Consider the following 16,756-nt stretch of genomic DNA (forward strand, 5'->3'; position numbering starts at 1 on the left):
CACTAACAAGTCATATTAACCGATGTGTCCGTCGCTCGGACAAAATTGTCCCCGGTCAGGCCATGCGGTCAGCGCAGCTTGTCGCTGCCGTTGATCAACGCGGCCTTCTCGCCGTCCGACATCGCCGCGGCGTTGACGTCGGCATCGTCGATCGCATCCGCCTGCTGGCTCGCGCTCTTGCGCTCGGCCTTGGCCTGATCCTCGAGATTGTCCGCCTGCGCTTCGAGCGAGTCAGCGCGGTTGTCGGCCGCGGCCTTGACGTCGCTGCCCAGCTTGTCGTCGCCCTTGCCGCCGCATGCGGCGAGCGACAGCGCCATCGCGCCTGCGCTCAGCGCGATCATCATCTTCTTCATCTGCGTCGTCCCTGTTGGATATGGAAAGGGCCGCCCCGCTTCCCCGGGACGGCCCTTTGCCGGTCATCTCACCCGAAGGTCAGATATTGTCGCCGAGCGCGCCCTTGACGCCGCCCTTGAACTTCTCGCCCTTGCCTTCGGCCTGCTGGGCCTTGCCCTCTGCGGTCAGGCTGGCATCGTCATTGTGCTTGCCGATGGCTTCCTTGGCGTTGCCGATGGCTTCGTTGACGGTGCCTTTGATCTTGTCGGTGAGCTCGCCCATGAGGACCTCCTGCTATGACCGCGCCCCGCCAACCGGGCCGCTTGATCTACAGCAAGGACAACGGGTTGGGAACGGACCGGTTCCGTGACAAATACGTCAGGCGGTCAGATCAGCCCGGCGAGCGGGCTCGACGGATCGGCATAGCGGCGCTGCCCCATCCGCCCGGCGCGATAGGCGAGCCGCCCCGCCTCGACCGCCGCGCGCATCGCCGCCGCCATCATCACCGGGTCCTTCGCCTCGGCGATCGCGGTGTTCATCAGCACGCCGTCGCAACCCAGCTCCATGGCCACCGCCGCGTCCGACGCGGTGCCGACCCCGGCGTCGACCAGCACCGGCACGCCTGCGCCCTCGACGATCAGCCGGATCGTGATGCGGTTCTGGATGCCCAGCCCCGACCCGATCGGCGCGCCCAGCGGCATGATCGCCACCGCGCCGGCATTCTCCAGCCGCTTCGCCGCGATCGGATCGTCGACGCAATAGACCATCGGCTTGAAGCCCTCGTTGGCGAGGATCTCGGTCGCACGCAGCGTCTCGTGCATGTCGGGATACAGCGTCTTCGCCTCGCCCAGAACCTCAAGCTTGACGAGGTCCCAGCCGCCCGCCTCGCGCGCCAGCCGCAGCGTGCGGATCGCGCTCTCCGCATCGAAACAGCCCGCGGTGTTGGGCAGATAGGTGACCTTCTTGGGATCGATGAAATCGGTCAGCATCGGCGCGTTGGGATCGCTGACGTTGACCCGGCGCACCGCGACGGTGACGATCTCCGCCCCCGACGCCTCGAGCGCGGCGGCGTTCTGCGCGAAATCCTTGTATTTGCCGGTGCCGACGATCAGCCGCGACCGGAACGTCCGCCCCGCCACCGTCCAGCTATCGTCCGCGATCGGCTTCTGGTGATCGCCGCCGCCGACGAAATGGACGATCTCGATATCGTCGCCGTCCTCGACCCGCACGTCCTTCAGCGTCGAGCGCGGCACGACTTCGAGATTGCGCTCGACCGCGACCTTCTCCGGCACCAGCCCCAGCTCGGTAGCCAGTTCGGCGAGGCTCAGCCCCGCATTGACGCGCTTATGCGCGCCGTTGACCGTGATCGAAACTGTTCCGTCGCTATGGGGCATCAGGCTTAACTCCTTGGCGCCCCATCTAGGCGCGTGATCGTCGGTGTCCACCTTCGCAAGGCTGATTCACGCGAAGGCGCGAAGGCGCGAAGGAAGTAGCTTTGTTCGCGCAGAGGCGCGGAGGCGCAGAGATGGCTTGCCCGCGGCAGCGGGCTTTCCCTCTTCCGGCCGACCGTCGATAGCCGCTGCGCGGATAAGGACTGAGATCGTCCCGCACGCGCCCTCACTGCGCCTCCGCGCCTCCGCGCGAACCAACCCTTTTCCTTCTTCGCGCCTTCGCGCCTTCGCGTGAAAACAGACCTTCTTTGCACCGCCCGCCGAACAGCGATAAGCCCGCGCCATGACCGACACCATCTTCGTCCTCAACGGCCCCAACCTCAACCTGCTCGGCACGCGCGAGCCCGAGATCTACGGTTCCGACACGCTCGACGACATCGCCGGCCAGCTCGAGGATCGCGCCCGCGAACTGGGGTTGGAAATCGACATGCGACAGTCGAACCACGAAGGCCATCTGGTCGACTGGCTGCACGAGGCGCAGGCCCGCCGTGCCAAGGCGGTGATCCTCAACGCCGGTGCCTTCACGCACACGTCGATCGCCGTCCACGACGCGATCAAGGGCATCAGGACCCCGGTCATCGAGGTGCATCTCTCCAACCCGCATACCCGCGAAGACTTCCGCCACGTCAGCTTCGTCGGGCGCGCCGCGAAGGGAACCATCGCCGGTTTCGGTGCGCTCTCCTACACCCTTGCGCTTGAAGCCGCGGCGCGCTTCTGACAGGAGGCTCCCCCATGACCGACCAGACCAACTCCGGGGCCCAGACCCAATCGATGCAGGTTGACGTGAACCTCGTGCGCCAGCTCGCCGAACTGCTCGACGCCACCCACCTCACCGAGATCGAGGTGGAGGAAGGCGACCGCAAGATCCGCGTCGCGCGCAAGGCCGCCGCCGTCGCCGCACCCGTCCAATATGCGCCGCAGCCGATGGCGGCCGCGCCCGCGCCCGCCGCGGCTCCCGTCGCCGCCGAGGCCGGCGCGATGGCACCGACCGTCAGCACCGCCAATGCGGTCAAGTCGCCGATGGTCGGCACCGCCTATCTCTCCGCCGAGCCGGGCGCCAAGCCGTTCGTCGCGGTCGGCAGCACCGTCGCCGCGGGCGACACGCTGCTGATCGTCGAGGCGATGAAGGTGATGAACCCGATCACCGCGCCGACCGCGGGCACCGTCCGCCAGATCCTGATCGAGAACGGCCAGCCGGTCGAGTTCGACCAGCCGCTCGTGGTGGTCGAGTAAGGCATGCGCCCGATCAAGAAGCTGCTGATCGCCAACCGCGGCGAGATCGCGCTGCGCATCCATCGTGCCTGCCACGAAATGGGCATCACTACCGTCGCGGTCCATTCCACCGCCGACGCCGATGCGATGCACGTGCGCCTCGCCGACGAGGCGATCTGCATCGGACCGCCGGCGGCGACCGACAGCTATCTCAACATCCCCAACATCATCTCGGCGGCCGAGATCAGCGGCGCCGATGCGATCCACCCCGGCTACGGCTTCCTCAGCGAGAATGCGCGGTTCGCCGAGATCGTCGAGATGCACGACCTGCTGTTCGTCGGCCCCAAGCCCGAACATATTCGTACGATGGGCGATAAGGTCGAGGCGAAGCGCACTGCTGGCGCGCTCGGCCTGCCGCTCGTGCCGGGCTCGGACGGCGCGATCAGCGACGTCGCCGAGGCGAAGGCGCTGGCGGCGGAGATCGGCTATCCCGTCATCATCAAGGCGGCGAGCGGCGGTGGCGGCCGCGGCATGAAGGTGTGCACCGGCCCCGAGCATCTCGAAACGCTGATGCAGCAGGCCGGCACCGAGGCGAAGGCGGCGTTCGGCGACGCCACCGTCTATATGGAAAAATATCTCGGCAACCCCCGGCATATCGAATTCCAGGTCTTCGGCGACGGCAACGGCAACGCCATCCATCTCGGCGAGCGCGACTGCTCGCTGCAGCGCCGCCACCAGAAGGTGCTCGAAGAGGCCCCCTCGCCGGTCATCACCGCCGAAGAGCGCGAGCGGATGGGCGGCATCGTCGCCAAGGCGATGGCCGACATGGGCTATCGCGGCGCCGGCACGATCGAATTCCTGTGGGAAGACGGCGACTTCTACTTCATCGAGATGAACACCCGGCTGCAGGTCGAGCATCCCGTGACCGAGATGATCACCGGTCTCGACCTCGTCCGCGAACAGATCCGCATTGCCGAGGGCCATCCGCTGACGCTGCGGCAGGAGGACGTCCAGTTCCGCGGCCACGCGATCGAATGCCGGATCAACGCCGAGGATCCGCGCACCTTCGCCCCCTCGCCGGGTCTGGTGAAGCAATATCACGCGCCGGGCGGCATGCACGTCCGCGTCGATAGCGGCCTCTACGCCGGCTACCGCGTCCCGCCTTATTACGATTCGATGATCGCCAAGCTGATCGTCTACGGCACCACGCGTCAGGGTGCGCTGCGCCGCCTGCGCCGTGCACTCGAGGAATTCGTGATTGAGGGACCGACGACGACGATCCCGCTGCATCAGGCCTTGCTCGACGATCCGGAGTTTCAGGACGGCCAATATACGATCAAGTGGCTGGAAGAATGGCTGGCCAAACAGGCCTGACCCAAAATCCTCCCCCGCCAGGGGGAGGGGGACCGCTCGGCGTTAGCCGAGTGGTGGAGGGGGAGGAAAAGGCGGGAGCGTTGTAACAAGGCTCCCACCCTTTCCTCCCCCTCCGTCAGCGCTTCGCGCTGCCACCTCCCCCTGGCGGGGGAGGAATGAAAGGCTCCTCCCATGAACGCCACCATCTACCACAATCCGCGCTGCGGCACGTCGCGCAACACGCTCGCGCTGCTCAACGAGGCCGGCGCAGACGTCACCGTCATCGAATATCTCAAGCACCCGCCGACCGTAACGGAGCTTGCGCGTCTCTACGCCCGCGCCGGCATCAGCCCGCGCGACGGCCTGCGCCTCACCGAGCCTGATGCCAAGGCGCTCGCGGATAGCGATGCGGACGATGCGACGATCCTCGAAACCATGACGATCAACCCGATCATCATCCAGCGCCCGCTGGTCGAGACCGACAAAGGCGTCGTCCTCGCCAGGCCACCTGAAACCGTCCGCACGATCCTGTAACCCAATTCCTCCCGCCGCATCCCGCGGCAATGCCCGCGCAACGGGCAAACCGGCCGCATCTGCCCGTTTTCCAAGCAGCAAATCGCGCCGAATCCCGGTTGCCCCGAGGGGCTTGGGCTGGCACGTTTGGTGCACTGTCCGCGCTCGGAGCGCGGGCTCCGGTAGGGGGCATATTGCCGTGAAGAAGGTCGAAGCCATCATCAAGCCGTTCAAGCTGGATGAGGTGAAGGAAGCACTGCACGAGATCGGCGTCAGCGGCATCACCGTGACCGAGGCCAAGGGCTTCGGCCGCCAGAAGGGCCATACCGAACTCTATCGCGGCGCCGAATATGTCGTCGACTTCCTGCCCAAGGTGAAGCTCGAGGTCGTCGTCGACGACGCGCTTGCCGATCGCGTGGTCGAGGCGATCGCCAATGCCGCGCAGACCGGCCGCATCGGCGACGGCAAGATCTTCGTCATCCCCGTCGAGGCCGCGCTGCGCATCCGCACCGGCGAACGCGACGAGGCCGCGATCTAAACCGTCACCGAACCGTCACCCCGATGTCCGTCGGGGTCGCCTAGTTACGACACGATCCCGGCCGTCGCCGGGGCACCGATAAGGAAAGAGCTGATCATGGCTGCCACCGCCAACGACATCCTGAACAAGATCAAGGAAGAAGAGATCGAGTGGGTCGATCTGCGCTTCACCGACCCCAAGGGCAAATGGCAGCATCTCACCATGGTCGCCGGCCTGATCGGCGAGGACGAGCTGACTGACGGCCTGATGTTCGACGGCAGCTCGATCGAGGGCTGGAAGGCGATCAACGAGTCCGACATGGTGCTCAAGCCCGATCTCGACGCGGTCTACACCGATCCCTTCTCGGCGACGCCGATGCTGATCGTGTTCTGCGACGTCGTCGAGCCGTCGACCGGCGAGCTCTACGCCCGCGATCCGCGCTCGACCGCCAAGCGCGCCGAGGCCTATCTGAAGACCACCGGCATCGGCGACACCGTCTACGTCGGCCCGGAAGCCGAATTCTTCATGTTCGACAACGTGCAGTTCGACACAAACTATGCCGCGTCCTATTTCAAGATCGACGATATCGAGCTGCCGACCAACACGGGTCGCGAATATGAGGGCGGCAACCTCGGCCACCGTCCGCGCGCCAAGGGCGGCTATTTCCCGGTCGCGCCGGTCGACAGCGCCGTCGACATCCGCGGCGAGATGGTCTCGACGATGATCGAGATGGGCCTGCCCTGCGACAAGCATCACCACGAGGTCGCCGCCGCGCAGCACGAGCTCGGCATGACCTTCGGCACGCTGACCACCACCGCCGACCGCATGCAGATCTACAAATACGTCGTCCATCAGGTCGCGCACGCCTACGGCAAGTCGGCGACGTTCATGCCGAAGCCGATCAAGGAAGATAACGGCTCGGGCATGCACACGCACTTCTCGATCTGGAACGGCAAGACGCCGCTGTTCGCGGGCGAAGGCTATGCCGGCCTGTCCGAGATGTGCCTGTACTTCATCGGCGGCATCATCCGTCACGCCAAGGCGGTCAACGCCTTCACCAACCCGACCACCAACAGCTACAAGCGGCTGGTGCCGGGTTACGAAGCGCCGGTGCTGCTCGCCTATTCGGCGCGCAACCGTTCGGCCTCGTGCCGCATCCCCTATGGCACCGGCCCCAAGGCGAAGCGCGTCGAGATCCGTTTCCCCGACGCGATGGCCAACCCCTATCTCGCTTATGCGGCGCTGATGATGGCGGGCATGGACGGCATCCAGAACAAGATCCATCCGGGCGAGGCGATGGACAAGAACCTGTACGACCTGCCGCCGGCAGAACTCGCCCAGGTGCCGACCGTCTGCGGTTCGCTGCGCGAGGCCCTCGACAGCCTGGAAGCCGATCACGACTTCCTGCTCAAGGGCGACGTCTTCTCGAAGGACCAGATCGAGGCCTATGTCGAGATCAAGCGCAGCGAGGTCGCCCGTTGGGAAATGACCCCGTCGCCGGTCGAATACGATATGTACTACAGCGCCTGAGGTGCGGCGACGACCGCACCGGTGCGCGCAAGCGCACGGGCGCTGTCGGCCAGCCTCATGCAATGAGGACTGACGGCCCGGCTTCGCCGGGTCGTGAACTGAAGGGCGCCCGCAACGATCGGGCGCCCTTTTGCTTTGGAGAGGACTGATGACCCAGCCGCATCTCAACCGCCGTGCCTTGCTCGGCGCCGGCACCGCTGCCGCCCTTGCCGCGACCACCGCCGGCACGGCATCGGCGGCGACCGCGCCGCTTGCCCCGCGCCCGCCGATGGGCTGGAATAGCTGGAACAGCTTCGCGACGACGATCAACGAGGCGCAGGCCCGCGAGACCGCCGCGATCATGCAGGCCAAGCTGCTGCCCTTCGGCTACGACGTCTTCACCATCGACATCCAATGGTACGAACCCGGCGCGTCGAGCTACACCTATAGCGACACGCCGCAACCGACGTTGGACGGCTACGGCCGCCTGCTCCCCGCCCCCAATCGCTTTCCGTCGAGCGCAGGCGGCAAGGGGTTCGCGCCACTCGCCGCCGACGTGCATGCGATGGGCCTGCGTTTCGGCATCCACCTGATGCGCGGCATCCCGCGCCTCGCCGTCGAGCGCAACCTGCCCGTCTTCGGCACCCGCTACCGAGCGAAGGACATCGCCGACACGACGAGCATCTGCCCGTGGAACCCGGACATGTACGGCGTCGACATGACCCGCCCCGGCGCGCAGGCCTATTACGACAGCGTCTTCGCGCTCTATGCGAGCTGGGGCGTCGATTTCGTCAAGATGGACGACATGAGCCGCCCCTATGATGCGCACGCCCCGGAGATCGAGGCGGCACATGCCGCGATCCAGCGCACCGCCCGGCCGATCGTGCTCAGCCTGTCGCCCGGCGAGACGCCGGTGGCACGCGCCGACCACGTCCGCCGCCATGCGCAGATGTGGCGGATCAGCGACGATTTCTGGGACGAATGGTCGATGCTGGAGGCGCAATTCACCCGCCTCGAGAATTGGCACGCGGTCGACACCAGCGGCGGCTGGCCCGACGCCGACATGCTGCCGCTCGGCCAGCTCGCGCTCGGCGCCCGCGCGACCAAATTCACCCCCGACGAACAGCGCACGCTGATGACCTTATGGGCGATCGCCCGCTCGCCCCTCATCATGGGCGGCGACCTGCGCCGCCTCGATGCGCCGACGCTGGCGCTGCTCACCAATCGCGCGGTGCTTGCGGTCAATCAGGCGAGCCGCGACAACCGCCCGCACTTCGTCGCCGACGGAACGCGCATCTGGTCGGCGCGCCCGGTGGATGGCGGAGGCGTCTACGTCGCGCTGTTCAACACGACGGCAAAACCGATGGAGGTCGGCCTGCCACTCGCGATGCTCGGCCTCCCTGCCACGGTCACCGCGACCGACCTGTGGACCGGACAGACGATCGGCCGGGCAAGCCATCGCTTCACCCGGCCGATCCCGCCCCATGGTGTGGGGCTGTATCGATTGCAGCCCTGAGGGCTTATTTCTGGCAGGCGACGATCGCGGTGACGACCGAGATCGTTTCCTCCGGGTCGCGGACGCGGACCGTGTCGAGGCCGAGTTCCTTCGCGGGATAGTCGTTGCCGCCCGGGAAGATCGCGTCGCCGATGAACATCATGCTGTCGAGCGGAATGCCGCTCTCGTCGCGCAGCTTCTTGAGGCCATAGGCCTTGTCGACGCCCTCACGCGTGATGTCGATCGAGGTCGCGCCACCCATGTTGATCGACAGGCCCGGCAGGCGCTGCTTGAGATCGGCCTGAATGACCTTGCGCTTCTCGAACTTGGGATCCCAATGCTCCTTCTCCTTGATCGGCGCTTCCTGGCCGAGCGCGGAGAAGGTGATCTGGCTGCCGCGATCCTCGATCCGCTCACCCCAGGTCTGTTCGGGGGTGAAACCAGTCGCCTCGAGCGATTCGTCGAACGCCTTGAGGATCTTGGCCTTGGTCTCGTCGTCGAACAATTCGGCATAGACCGACGTCCACTGACCGTCACGATAGGTGTAGAGCTTGGTGCCGGTGGTCGGCATCAGCCACAGCTTCGACAGATCGGCGCGCGCCGGCAGGCGGCTCGCCACCTGCTTCTGGAACTGCGGCCAGTCGCCGCCCGAGATCACCGCGACATGCGCCACGCCGAGCAGGTCGGCGAGCGCTTCGCCCATCGGCTCCTGCAGGGGCTGCTTGCTCTCGGCCAGCGTTCCGTCGAGGTCGAAGGCAACCAGTTGTTTCATGCAGCCACTCCAATGCGGGGAAAGATGATGGTGTCGATCGCGTGCGCGACGCCGTCCGCGTCATTGCCGCTCGTAACCTCATGAGCAATAGACTTAACCGGATCGGGCGCATTGCCCATGGCAATTGCGAGGCCGGCGCGTTCCAACATCGGGACATCATTAAATTGATCACCGAGCACCGCGACCGCGGCAAGCGGCTGGTCGAACGTCTTGGCGAGCGCGATCAGTCCGTCGCCCTTGTTGGCCGCCAGTGCGGTGACGTCGAGATAATAGACCTGGCTCTGCACGATCGTCGCATCCGCACCATGCACCGCCTTGCAGCGTTCGGCGAGCGTGGCGAGCATCGCATGATCGTCGCTGACGAAGGTGATCTTGTCGGCATGGTCGAGTAGATCGGCGAAATCGCCGGTGACGATCGGGTCCTGATTGGACGCGCGCCGTTCGCTGTCGACATGCGCGCCGACGTCGGTCGAGGCATACCAGAGGTTGTCGGCGAAGACCCAGACGTCGACCGGACTGTCGGCGGCGATCGCCATCACGCCGCGCGTCACCGCCTCGTCGACGATATGATGTTCGGCGACGCTGCCGTCGCGGCGGAAGATGATGCCGCCGTTGAACGCCGCCATCGGCGCGTCGATCGCCAGCGTCTCGGCGATCGGCAGGATGCCCGACATCGGCCGCGCGCTGATCACGGTGAAACCGATCCCCGCCGCCTCGAGCCGACGCACAGCCTCGGTCGTGGCGGGGGTGAGCTTCTTCTGCTTGTCGACGAGCGTGCCGTCGATGTCGGACACGACCAGCCGGATCGGCGGACTCACTGCGGCATCTCGACATGGCCGCCGAAGCCGAAGCGCATCGCCGACAGCACCTTGTCCCCATAGGTATGCTCGACGCGGCTGCGATAGCGCGCGAACAGCGAGGCGGTGAGCACGTTGGCCGGCACCTTCTCCTCCATCGCCGCATCGATCGTCCACTGGCCCTCGCCCGAATCGGCGACGCTGCCCGAAAAGCCTTCGAGCTTCTCGTCCTTGGCGAGCGCGATCGCGGTGAGATCGAGCAGCCACGACGAGATGACGCTGCCGCGGCGCCAGACTTCAGCAATGTCGGTCATGTTGAGGTCGAAACGTTCGTCCTCGGGCAATTTGTCGCTGTTCTTCGACTTCAGGATGTCGAAGCCCTCGGCATAGGCCTGCATCAGGCCATATTCGATGCCGTTGTGGATCATCTTGACGAAATGGCCGGCGCCGGCGGGGCCGGCGTGGATATAGCCCTTTTCGGCGCGTTCATCGACGACGTCGGCGACGCGGCCCGGGGTGCGCGCAATGGTGCCGAGGCCCGGCGCGAGCGCATCAAAGATCGGGTCGAGCAGGTTGACCGTCTCGGTGTCGCCGCCGATCATCATGCAATAGCCGCGCTCCAGCCCCCAGACGCCACCCGAGGTGCCGACGTCGACATAATGGACGCCCTTTTCGGCCAGCGCCTTGGCGCGGCGGATATCGTCCTTGTAGAAGGTGTTGCCGCCGTCGATGACGATGTCGCCGTCCTTCGCGCCTTCGCCGATCGCGCCGATCGTGTCCTCGGTCGGGCCGCCGGCGGGGAGCATCACCCACCAGATCGCCGGGCTGTCGAGCTTCGCCCGCACGTCGTCGAGCGAATTGGCCGCCTCGGCGCCGTCCTTGGCGAGCGCCTGTACGGCGTCCGCGTTGCGGTCGTAGGCGACGATCTCATGCCCCGCCTGCATCAGCCGGCGCGCGATATTGCCACCCATGCGGCCGAGGCCGATCAGTCCGATCTTCATGCTTGCTGTCCTGCCGATTGTTATGATGCGTAATAAACGGGGCGGCGGCGTCGGAGTTGCGACGGGGCGCGAGACGCTGCGTTTCGCCGAAGGTCGCCGAGCTTGCGCGGTCGGGCTCGGAGCATCTCAGCTTTTCACCCGTCACCCCGGACTTGTTCCGGGGTCCACCGGGCCGCGGGGGTTTCGCCCGTACCTCCAGCTGTTCTCCTCGCCGCGGAGTAGACCCCGGAACAAGTCCGGGGTGACGGTGCGATGGGGACCGCCGCCCCGCGCGACCGCGAGCGGAGTAACCGGGAGGATGAGCGGGTCGCCCCGCCCTGGATCAGGACGGGGCGGCGGGTCATGCCGTTGCCGGCTGCTTGGCGGCGATCGAGCCCAGCAAGTCGTCGAACGCCTTGGCGAAGGAGGCGACGCCCTGCTCGACCAGCGTATCGGTCACGCCGTTGAGATCGAGCCCGAGCCGCTCCGCCTCAGCGAGCACGCGGCGCGCGTCCTCGACGTCGGCGGTCAGCGTCTCGGCGACGGTGCCGCGCTCGCGGAACGCGTCCATCGTCGCGGGCGGCATCGTGTTGACCGTGTCGCGGCCGATCAGCGTGTCGACGTAGAGCGTGTCGGGATAGGCCTTGTCCTTGACGCCGGTCGATGCCCACAGCAACCGCTGCGGTTGCGCGCCCTTGGCGGCGAGCGCCTGCCAGCGATCCGACTTCTCGAAGTCGAGGAACCACTGATAGGCCATCTTGGCATTGGCGATCGCGACCTTGCCGCGCAGTCCCTTGAGCGTCTCCGCCTCGGGATCGTTCTCGGCGACGCGGCGGTCGATCTCCTTGTCGATCACCGCATCGATGCGGCTGACGAAGAAGCTGGCGACGCTGGCGATCCTGTCGATCGGCTGCCCCTGCCGCACCCGTTCCTCGAGGCCGGCGGCATAGGCCTCGGCGACGCGGACATAAGCGTCGAGCGCGAACAGCAGCGTCACGTTGACGTTGATGCCCTTGGCGATCGTCGCGCTGATCGCGGGTCCGCCGGCGAGCGTGCCGGGGATCTTGATCATCAGATTCTCGCGATCGACCGCATGCCACAGCTTGTCGGCCTCGGCGATCGTCGCATCGGTGTCGTCGGCGATATACGGCGACACTTCGAGGCTGACGTAACCGTCCTTGCCGGCGAGCCGGTCGTAGACGGGCTTGAGCGTTTCCGCCGCCGCCTTGATGTCCTGGATCGCGAGATGCTCGTAGCGGTCGATCGTCGCCGCGCCGGGATTCTCCTTGTCGAAGGCGGCGAGCGTCGCGTCATAAGCATCGCCGTGCCCCATCGCCTTTTCGAAGATCGACGGGTTGGAGGTGACGCCGGTCAGGCTGTCCTCCTTCACCAGCGTCTCGAGGCCACCGGCCTCGAGGAACTTGCGATCGACGAAATCGAGCCAGACCGCGGTGCCCGCGGCGCTCAGGTCGTTGAGCTTACCCATTGTTGGTCTCCAGCATCTCGCGCGCCACCTTGACGACATTGTCGAGGGTGAAGCCGTATTTGTCCTGCAGCTTCGATATGGGGGCGGAGGCACCGAACGTCGACATGGTGATCGTGCGGCCCTTCAATCCGACATAACGATGCCAGCCCATCTCGCCCGCCTGCTCGACCGCGAGCCGCGACGGCACCGACGACGGCAGCACGCTCTCCTTATACTCTTCCGATTGCAGCTCGTAGCGATACCAGCTCGGCATCGACACGACGCGGCTCTTCACGCCGTCGGCGAGCAACTGCTCGTGCGCCTTGACGACCAAGGCAAGCTCGCTGCCGGTGGCGATCAGGATCACCTCGGGCGTGCCGTCGCAATCGGCGAGGACATAGCCGCCCTTCAGCGTCCCCTCGGCCGGCGCATATTTGCTGCGGTCGAGCGTCGGCAGCGCCTGACGCGAGAAGATCAGCGCGGTCGGACGGCTCGCATCCTCCAGCGCCGCACGCCACGCATAGGCGACCTCGTTGGCGTCGCCCGGACGGATCGTGTCGAGCCCCGGGATCGCGCGCAGCGTCGCGAGATGCTCGATCGGCTGATGGGTCGGACCATCCTCGCCGACGCCGATCGAATCGTGGGTGAACACCCAGATGCTGGCGAGCTCCATGATCGCCGACAGGCGGATCGGCGCGCGCATGTAGTCGGCGAAGACGAGGAAGGTCGAACCATAGCTGCGCAGGTGCGACAGCGTCATGCCGTTGACCACGCCGCCCATGCCATGCTCGCGGACGCCGAAGTGGAAGTTCTGGCCGCCGTAATTGCCGGGCTCGAACGACGCCGCGCCCTTGATGTCGGTCTTCGTCGACGGCGACAGATCGGCGGAGCCGCCGATCAGCCACGGCACCCGCTTGGCGAGCGCGTTGAGCACCTTGCCGCCCGAGTCACGGCTGGCGAGACCCTTTTCGTCCGCAGGGAATTCCGGGATGTCGGCGTCCCAGCCCTCGGGCAGCTGGTCCCTGAGCATCAGCTTCAGCTCGCCGGCAAGGTCGGGATAGGCCTCGCCATATTTGGCGAAACTGGCTTCCCATTCCTCGCGCAACCCGGTGCTGCGGTCGGCAAGCGCGCCCTTGAAATGCTCGGCGACGCCTTCGGGGACGTAGAAGTCCTTGTCCTCGGGCCAGCCATATGCCTTCTTGGTGGCGCGGACATTGTCCTCGCCGAGCGGTTCGCCGTGCGCCTTCTCGCTGCCCGCCTTGGGGCTGCCCCAGCCGATCACCGAATGGACGACGATGAAGGTCGGCCGGTCGTTGGTCGCCTTGAACGTCTCGATCGCCTTGGCGAAGGCCTTGGTATCGTTGGCGTCGTCGAGATGGATGACGTTCCAGCCATAGGCCTGGAAGCGCAGGCCGACGTCCTCGTCGAACGCCAGCTCGGTGCCGCCCTCGATCGAGATATGGTTGCTGTCGTAGATCCAGCAGAGGTTCGACAGCTTGAGGTGGCCGGCGAGGCTGGCGGCCTCGGCGGCGACGCCTTCCATCATGTCGCCGTCGCCGCACAGCGAATAGACGTCATGGTCGAACAGGGTGAAGTCGGGGCGGTTGTAGCGCGCGGCGAGCCAGCGCTCGGCGATCGCCATGCCGACCGAATTCGAGCAGCCCGCACCGAGTGGCCCGGTGGTCGTCTCGACGCCGGTGGTGTGGCGATATTCGGGATGGCCCGGGGTGCGCGAGGCGAGCTGGCGGAAGCCCTTGAGATCGTCGAGCGTCAGCGCCTGGCGGCCGGTCTTGTTGCCCTCGGCGTCGATCTCCTCGATGCCGGCAAGGTGGATCAGCGAATAGAGCAGCATCGACGCATGGCCGACCGACAGCACGAAGCGGTCGCGGTTGGGCCAGTCGGGCTTGGCGGGATCGTAGCGCAGGAATTGCGACCACAAGGTATAGCCGACCGGCGCGAGCGCCATCGGCGTGCCGGGATGGCCGGAATTGGCCTTCTGTACCGCGTCCATCGACAGGGTGCGGATGGTATCGATCGTGAGGCGTTCCAGCGAACCGTCTTCGTGGATCGCGGTGTTGGTATCGGTCATGGGATTAAAGGCCCTCGCTCTTACCCTGCGTCGAACGCCTGCACGCCCGATCTGTTGCGGTTGGATCGGCCTTAGCGAGACTAATCGAGCCGTTCCAGCCGCGAAACGGTCCCATCCTGGGCAAAATAGGCGGCATCGACCTCGTCCAGAAACAGTCCGTGGCCCAGGACACCGGCAATTCCGTCAAGCCAAGCCGCTGATTCGCGGGGGTTTTGCAGGCCGATCCGGCAATCGACAATATTGTTGCCATTGTCCGTCACATACGGCCCGTCGCGACCGGGACGCAGCACCGCCCCCTCCCCCAGCCGCGCCAGCAGCGAGGCGCGGGCGAACGGCAGGATCTCGACCGGCACGGGTGCGCCGGCGCCGATCGCGGCGACGCGCTTGCCGCCGTCGGCGATGACGACCATCCGGTCGGAGGCGGCGGCGACCACCTTCTCGCGCAGCATCGCGCCGCCGCCGCCCTTGATCGCGAAGAAGCGCGGATCGATCTCGTCGGCGCCGTCGATCGTCAGGTCGAGCCGCGGCACGTCGGCGAAGTCGAGCATGGCGATGCCGGCGCGGCGCGCGAGCGCCTCGCTGGCGCGCGAGGTGGCGACCGCGCGGATGCGCAGCCCCGCCGCGACGCGCGCGCCGATCGCCGCGATCGCATGCGCGGCGGTCGATCCGGTGCCCAGCCCGACCAGCATGCCGTCCTGCACCTCCTGTGCGGCGGCCGCCCCGGCGCGCGCCTTTTCCGTGTCCGCGTCCATGCCGGCTCCTTTCCACACTGCGACAAATTGCGACATTAATAACATGGGTGTCGGGTTGCTTTTACGCCACGATCCCCGCCAATGGGCCAGCAAGAGCAACCAATCGCCATGGCCACGCATTGTCGCGCCGGTCACGGCTGCGCGAGTCGAGACACGAGCCGGGTGACATACTTGACCACATTATCCTTTCGGGGCCGCCGGCTAGGTGCCGGCGCCGCTACTGCCGTGGTCCTGCTGACCCTCGCCGCCTGCGGTGGCGGCGGCGAGTCGCAATCGAAGGGCAAGGGCGGTGCGGGTGGTCCGAACAAGGGGCCGACCACGGTCGGCTATGTCGTCGTCCAGCCGACCGACGCGGCGATGGTCACCGAACTCGCCGCGCGCACCAACGCCTATGAAAGCTCGGACGTACGGCCGCAGGTCAACGGCATCATCCGTCGCCGCTTCTTCACCGAAGGCTCGCTGGTGAAGCGCGGCCAGCCGCTCTACGAGATCGACCCGCGCCTGTATCGCGCTGCGGTCAACGAGGCGCAGGCCAATCTGCAGAGTGCGCGCGCCAATCAGGAAGCGCAGCGCGTCCAGGCCGAACGCTACAAGCCGCTCGCCGCGATCCAGGCGGTCTCGCAGCAGGAATATACCAACGCCGTCGCCACCGCGCGGCAAGCGACCGCCTCGGTCGCGCAGACCGGCGCGGCGCTCGAGACGGCGCGGATCAATCTCAAATTCACCACCGTGCCCGCGCCGATCACCGGGCGGATCGGCCGCTCGCTGTTCACCGTCGGCGCGCTCGTCTCGGCGAGCCAGACCGATCCGCTCGCGCAGATCCAGCGGCTCGACCCGATGTTCGTCGACATCCAGCAGTCCGCCGCCGACATGCTCGCGCTGCGCCGCAGCCTTGCACAGAACGGCGTGGTGCCGACCCGCGCGGTGGTGCGGCTCAAGCTGGAAGACGGCAGCGATTACGGCCAGACCGGCAGCGTCGAATTCTCCGAAGCCTTGGTCAACACCGAGACCGGCACGGTGACGCTGCGCGCCAGCATCCCCAATCCGCAGGGGCTGCTGCTGCCCGGCATGTTCGTGCGCGCCCGCTTCGCCCAGTCGATCAACCAGCGCGCCTTCCTGGTGCCGCAGGAGGCGCTGACCCGCGACGCCAAGGGCGCCGCGACGGTGATGCTGGTCGGACCGAACGGCAAGACGGTGCAGAAGCCCGTCACCGCCTCGCGGACGCAGGGCCGCTTTTGGGTGGTCACGTCCGGCCTGAATGCCGGCGACAAGGTCATCACGCAGGGGCTCAACAACCTGAAGCCGAACGCGCAGATCAAGGCGGTGCCGGCGAACAGCCCGCAGGTGGTCAAACCGCCGCAGGGCAAGGACGGCCAACAGGGTAACGCCCAAAGCAAGGCGGGCTGAGCCTGATGCCATATCCTTCCCCCGTTCGTGCCGAGCCTGTCGAAGCACGGGTCGCAGCAAGCACGCGTTCCGTTCGTGACGCTGCCCTTCGACAGGCTCAGGGCGAACGGT

At 66.5% G+C, this 16,756-nt stretch carries 17 protein-coding genes; 8 read left to right on the forward strand and 9 right to left on the reverse strand.

What is annotated here, in order from left to right; genetic code table 11:
* Nucleotides 1-68: 68 nt before the first annotated feature.
* The 3 genes from MC45_RS05710 to thiS form a co-directional block, all read right to left on the reverse strand.
* Nucleotides 69-353: a hypothetical protein gene (locus MC45_RS05710; RefSeq protein WP_038660635.1), complete on the reverse strand. Its 285-nt coding sequence runs from the start codon at nt 351-353 to the stop codon at nt 69-71.
* A gap of 79 nt (nt 354-432) precedes the next feature.
* Nucleotides 433-615 carry a CsbD family protein gene (locus MC45_RS05715; RefSeq protein WP_038660638.1) on the reverse strand — a complete coding sequence of 61 codons (183 nt, stop codon included), beginning with the start codon at nt 613-615 and terminating at the stop codon, nt 433-435.
* Nucleotides 616-719: 104 nt separating this feature from the next.
* Nucleotides 720-1,727, reverse strand: coding sequence for a sulfur carrier protein ThiS (thiS, locus tag MC45_RS05720; RefSeq protein ID WP_081974343.1), 1,008 nt, complete (start codon nt 1,725-1,727; stop codon nt 720-722).
* 340 nt (nt 1,728-2,067) lie between these two features.
* Here thiS and aroQ point away from each other — a divergent pair, with 340 nt between their 5' ends.
* The 7 genes from aroQ (at nt 2,068) to MC45_RS05755 (ending at nt 8,404) form a co-directional block, all read left to right on the forward strand.
* On the forward strand, nt 2,068-2,502 hold the full coding sequence (gene aroQ, locus MC45_RS05725) for a type II 3-dehydroquinate dehydratase (protein WP_038660641.1): 435 nt from the start codon (nt 2,068-2,070) through the stop codon (nt 2,500-2,502).
* 14 nt (nt 2,503-2,516) lie between these two features.
* Nucleotides 2,517-3,017: an acetyl-CoA carboxylase biotin carboxyl carrier protein gene (accB, locus tag MC45_RS05730; RefSeq protein ID WP_038660644.1), complete on the forward strand. Its 501-nt coding sequence runs from the start codon at nt 2,517-2,519 to the stop codon at nt 3,015-3,017.
* A gap of 3 nt (nt 3,018-3,020) precedes the next feature.
* A complete protein-coding gene (gene accC, locus MC45_RS05735) occupies nt 3,021-4,370 on the forward strand; it encodes an acetyl-CoA carboxylase biotin carboxylase subunit (protein WP_038660647.1) in 1,350 nt (449 codons plus the stop codon).
* A 171-nt stretch (nt 4,371-4,541) separates the two neighbouring features.
* Nucleotides 4,542-4,883, forward strand: coding sequence for an arsenate reductase family protein (locus tag MC45_RS05740; protein ID WP_038660649.1), 342 nt, complete (start codon nt 4,542-4,544; stop codon nt 4,881-4,883).
* A gap of 178 nt (nt 4,884-5,061) precedes the next feature.
* The gene (locus tag MC45_RS05745) at nt 5,062-5,400 is read left to right on the forward strand and encodes a P-II family nitrogen regulator (protein WP_038660652.1); all 339 of its coding nucleotides are present in this window, start codon (nt 5,062-5,064) and stop codon (nt 5,398-5,400) included.
* A 96-nt stretch (nt 5,401-5,496) separates the two neighbouring features.
* Nucleotides 5,497-6,909 (forward strand): type I glutamate--ammonia ligase, encoded by a 1,413-nt coding sequence (glnA, locus tag MC45_RS05750; protein ID WP_038660655.1) that lies wholly within the window; start codon nt 5,497-5,499, stop codon nt 6,907-6,909.
* Between the two features lie 148 nt (nt 6,910-7,057).
* Nucleotides 7,058-8,404: a glycoside hydrolase family 27 protein gene (locus tag MC45_RS05755; RefSeq protein WP_038660658.1), complete on the forward strand. Its 1,347-nt coding sequence runs from the start codon at nt 7,058-7,060 to the stop codon at nt 8,402-8,404.
* Nucleotides 8,405-8,408: 4 nt separating this feature from the next.
* Here the strand turns inward: MC45_RS05755 and MC45_RS05760 are convergent, their stop codons facing one another.
* From MC45_RS05760 to rpiA, 6 genes are all read right to left on the reverse strand, one after another.
* Nucleotides 8,409-9,155 (reverse strand): HAD-IIB family hydrolase, encoded by a 747-nt coding sequence (locus MC45_RS05760; RefSeq protein WP_038660660.1) that lies wholly within the window; start codon nt 9,153-9,155, stop codon nt 8,409-8,411.
* A complete protein-coding gene (locus MC45_RS05765; RefSeq protein WP_038660663.1) occupies nt 9,152-9,973 on the reverse strand; it encodes a Cof-type HAD-IIB family hydrolase in 822 nt (273 codons plus the stop codon). The genes MC45_RS05760 and MC45_RS05765 overlap by 4 nt, the downstream gene beginning before the upstream one ends.
* Complete coding sequence (gnd, locus tag MC45_RS05770; protein ID WP_038660666.1) at nt 9,970-10,953, reverse strand: phosphogluconate dehydrogenase (NAD(+)-dependent, decarboxylating); 984 nt, start codon at nt 10,951-10,953, stop codon at nt 9,970-9,972. Before gnd ends, MC45_RS05765 begins: the two co-directional genes overlap by 4 nt.
* Before the next feature lie 340 nt (nt 10,954-11,293).
* A complete protein-coding gene (tal, locus tag MC45_RS05775; protein ID WP_038660669.1) occupies nt 11,294-12,418 on the reverse strand; it encodes a transaldolase in 1,125 nt (374 codons plus the stop codon).
* The gene (gene tkt, locus MC45_RS05780) at nt 12,411-14,486 is read right to left on the reverse strand and encodes a transketolase (protein ID WP_038660672.1); all 2,076 of its coding nucleotides are present in this window, start codon (nt 14,484-14,486) and stop codon (nt 12,411-12,413) included. The genes tal and tkt overlap by 8 nt, the downstream gene beginning before the upstream one ends.
* Nucleotides 14,487-14,566: 80 nt before the next feature.
* Nucleotides 14,567-15,274, reverse strand: a complete 708-nt coding sequence (gene rpiA, locus MC45_RS05785) for a ribose-5-phosphate isomerase RpiA (RefSeq protein WP_425424000.1) — start codon at nt 15,272-15,274, stop codon at nt 14,567-14,569.
* A gap of 189 nt (nt 15,275-15,463) precedes the next feature.
* Here rpiA and MC45_RS05790 point away from each other — a divergent pair, with 189 nt between their 5' ends.
* Nucleotides 15,464-16,645, forward strand: a complete 1,182-nt coding sequence (locus tag MC45_RS05790; RefSeq protein ID WP_245640851.1) for an efflux RND transporter periplasmic adaptor subunit — start codon at nt 15,464-15,466, stop codon at nt 16,643-16,645.
* Nucleotides 16,646-16,756: the final 111 nt, after the last annotated feature.

Origin of the sequence: Sphingomonas taxi, assembly GCF_000764535.1 — a bacterium.
Taxonomy (GTDB): domain Bacteria; phylum Pseudomonadota; class Alphaproteobacteria; order Sphingomonadales; family Sphingomonadaceae; genus Sphingomonas; species Sphingomonas taxi.

What these genes read in the sequence shown, in the direction of transcription:
- gnd (WP_038660666.1), bottom strand. Translation starts at nt 10,953, where the DNA reads ATGAAGATCGGACTGATCGGCCTCGGCCGCATGGGTGGCAATATCGCG.
- tkt (WP_038660672.1), bottom strand. Translation starts at nt 14,486, where the DNA reads ATGACCGATACCAACACCGCGATCCACGAAGACGGTTCGCTGGAACGC.
- MC45_RS05760 (WP_038660660.1), bottom strand. Translation starts at nt 9,155, where the DNA reads ATGAAACAACTGGTTGCCTTCGACCTCGACGGAACGCTGGCCGAGAGC.
- MC45_RS05715 (WP_038660638.1), bottom strand. Translation starts at nt 615, where the DNA reads ATGGGCGAGCTCACCGACAAGATCAAAGGCACCGTCAACGAAGCCATC.
- tal (WP_038660669.1), bottom strand. Translation starts at nt 12,418, where the DNA reads ATGGGTAAGCTCAACGACCTGAGCGCCGCGGGCACCGCGGTCTGGCTC.
- accB (WP_038660644.1), top strand. Translation starts at nt 2,517, where the DNA reads ATGACCGACCAGACCAACTCCGGGGCCCAGACCCAATCGATGCAGGTT.
- MC45_RS05755 (WP_038660658.1), top strand. Translation starts at nt 7,058, where the DNA reads ATGACCCAGCCGCATCTCAACCGCCGTGCCTTGCTCGGCGCCGGCACC.
- glnA (WP_038660655.1), top strand. Translation starts at nt 5,497, where the DNA reads ATGGCTGCCACCGCCAACGACATCCTGAACAAGATCAAGGAAGAAGAG.
- MC45_RS05740 (WP_038660649.1), top strand. Translation starts at nt 4,542, where the DNA reads ATGAACGCCACCATCTACCACAATCCGCGCTGCGGCACGTCGCGCAAC.
- aroQ (WP_038660641.1), top strand. Translation starts at nt 2,068, where the DNA reads ATGACCGACACCATCTTCGTCCTCAACGGCCCCAACCTCAACCTGCTC.
- accC (WP_038660647.1), top strand. Translation starts at nt 3,021, where the DNA reads ATGCGCCCGATCAAGAAGCTGCTGATCGCCAACCGCGGCGAGATCGCG.
- thiS (WP_081974343.1), bottom strand. Translation starts at nt 1,727, where the DNA reads ATGCCCCATAGCGACGGAACAGTTTCGATCACGGTCAACGGCGCGCAT.
- rpiA (WP_425424000.1), bottom strand. Translation starts at nt 15,274, where the DNA reads ATGTCGCAATTTGTCGCAGTGTGGAAAGGAGCCGGCATGGACGCGGAC.
- MC45_RS05710 (WP_038660635.1), bottom strand. Translation starts at nt 353, where the DNA reads ATGAAGAAGATGATGATCGCGCTGAGCGCAGGCGCGATGGCGCTGTCG.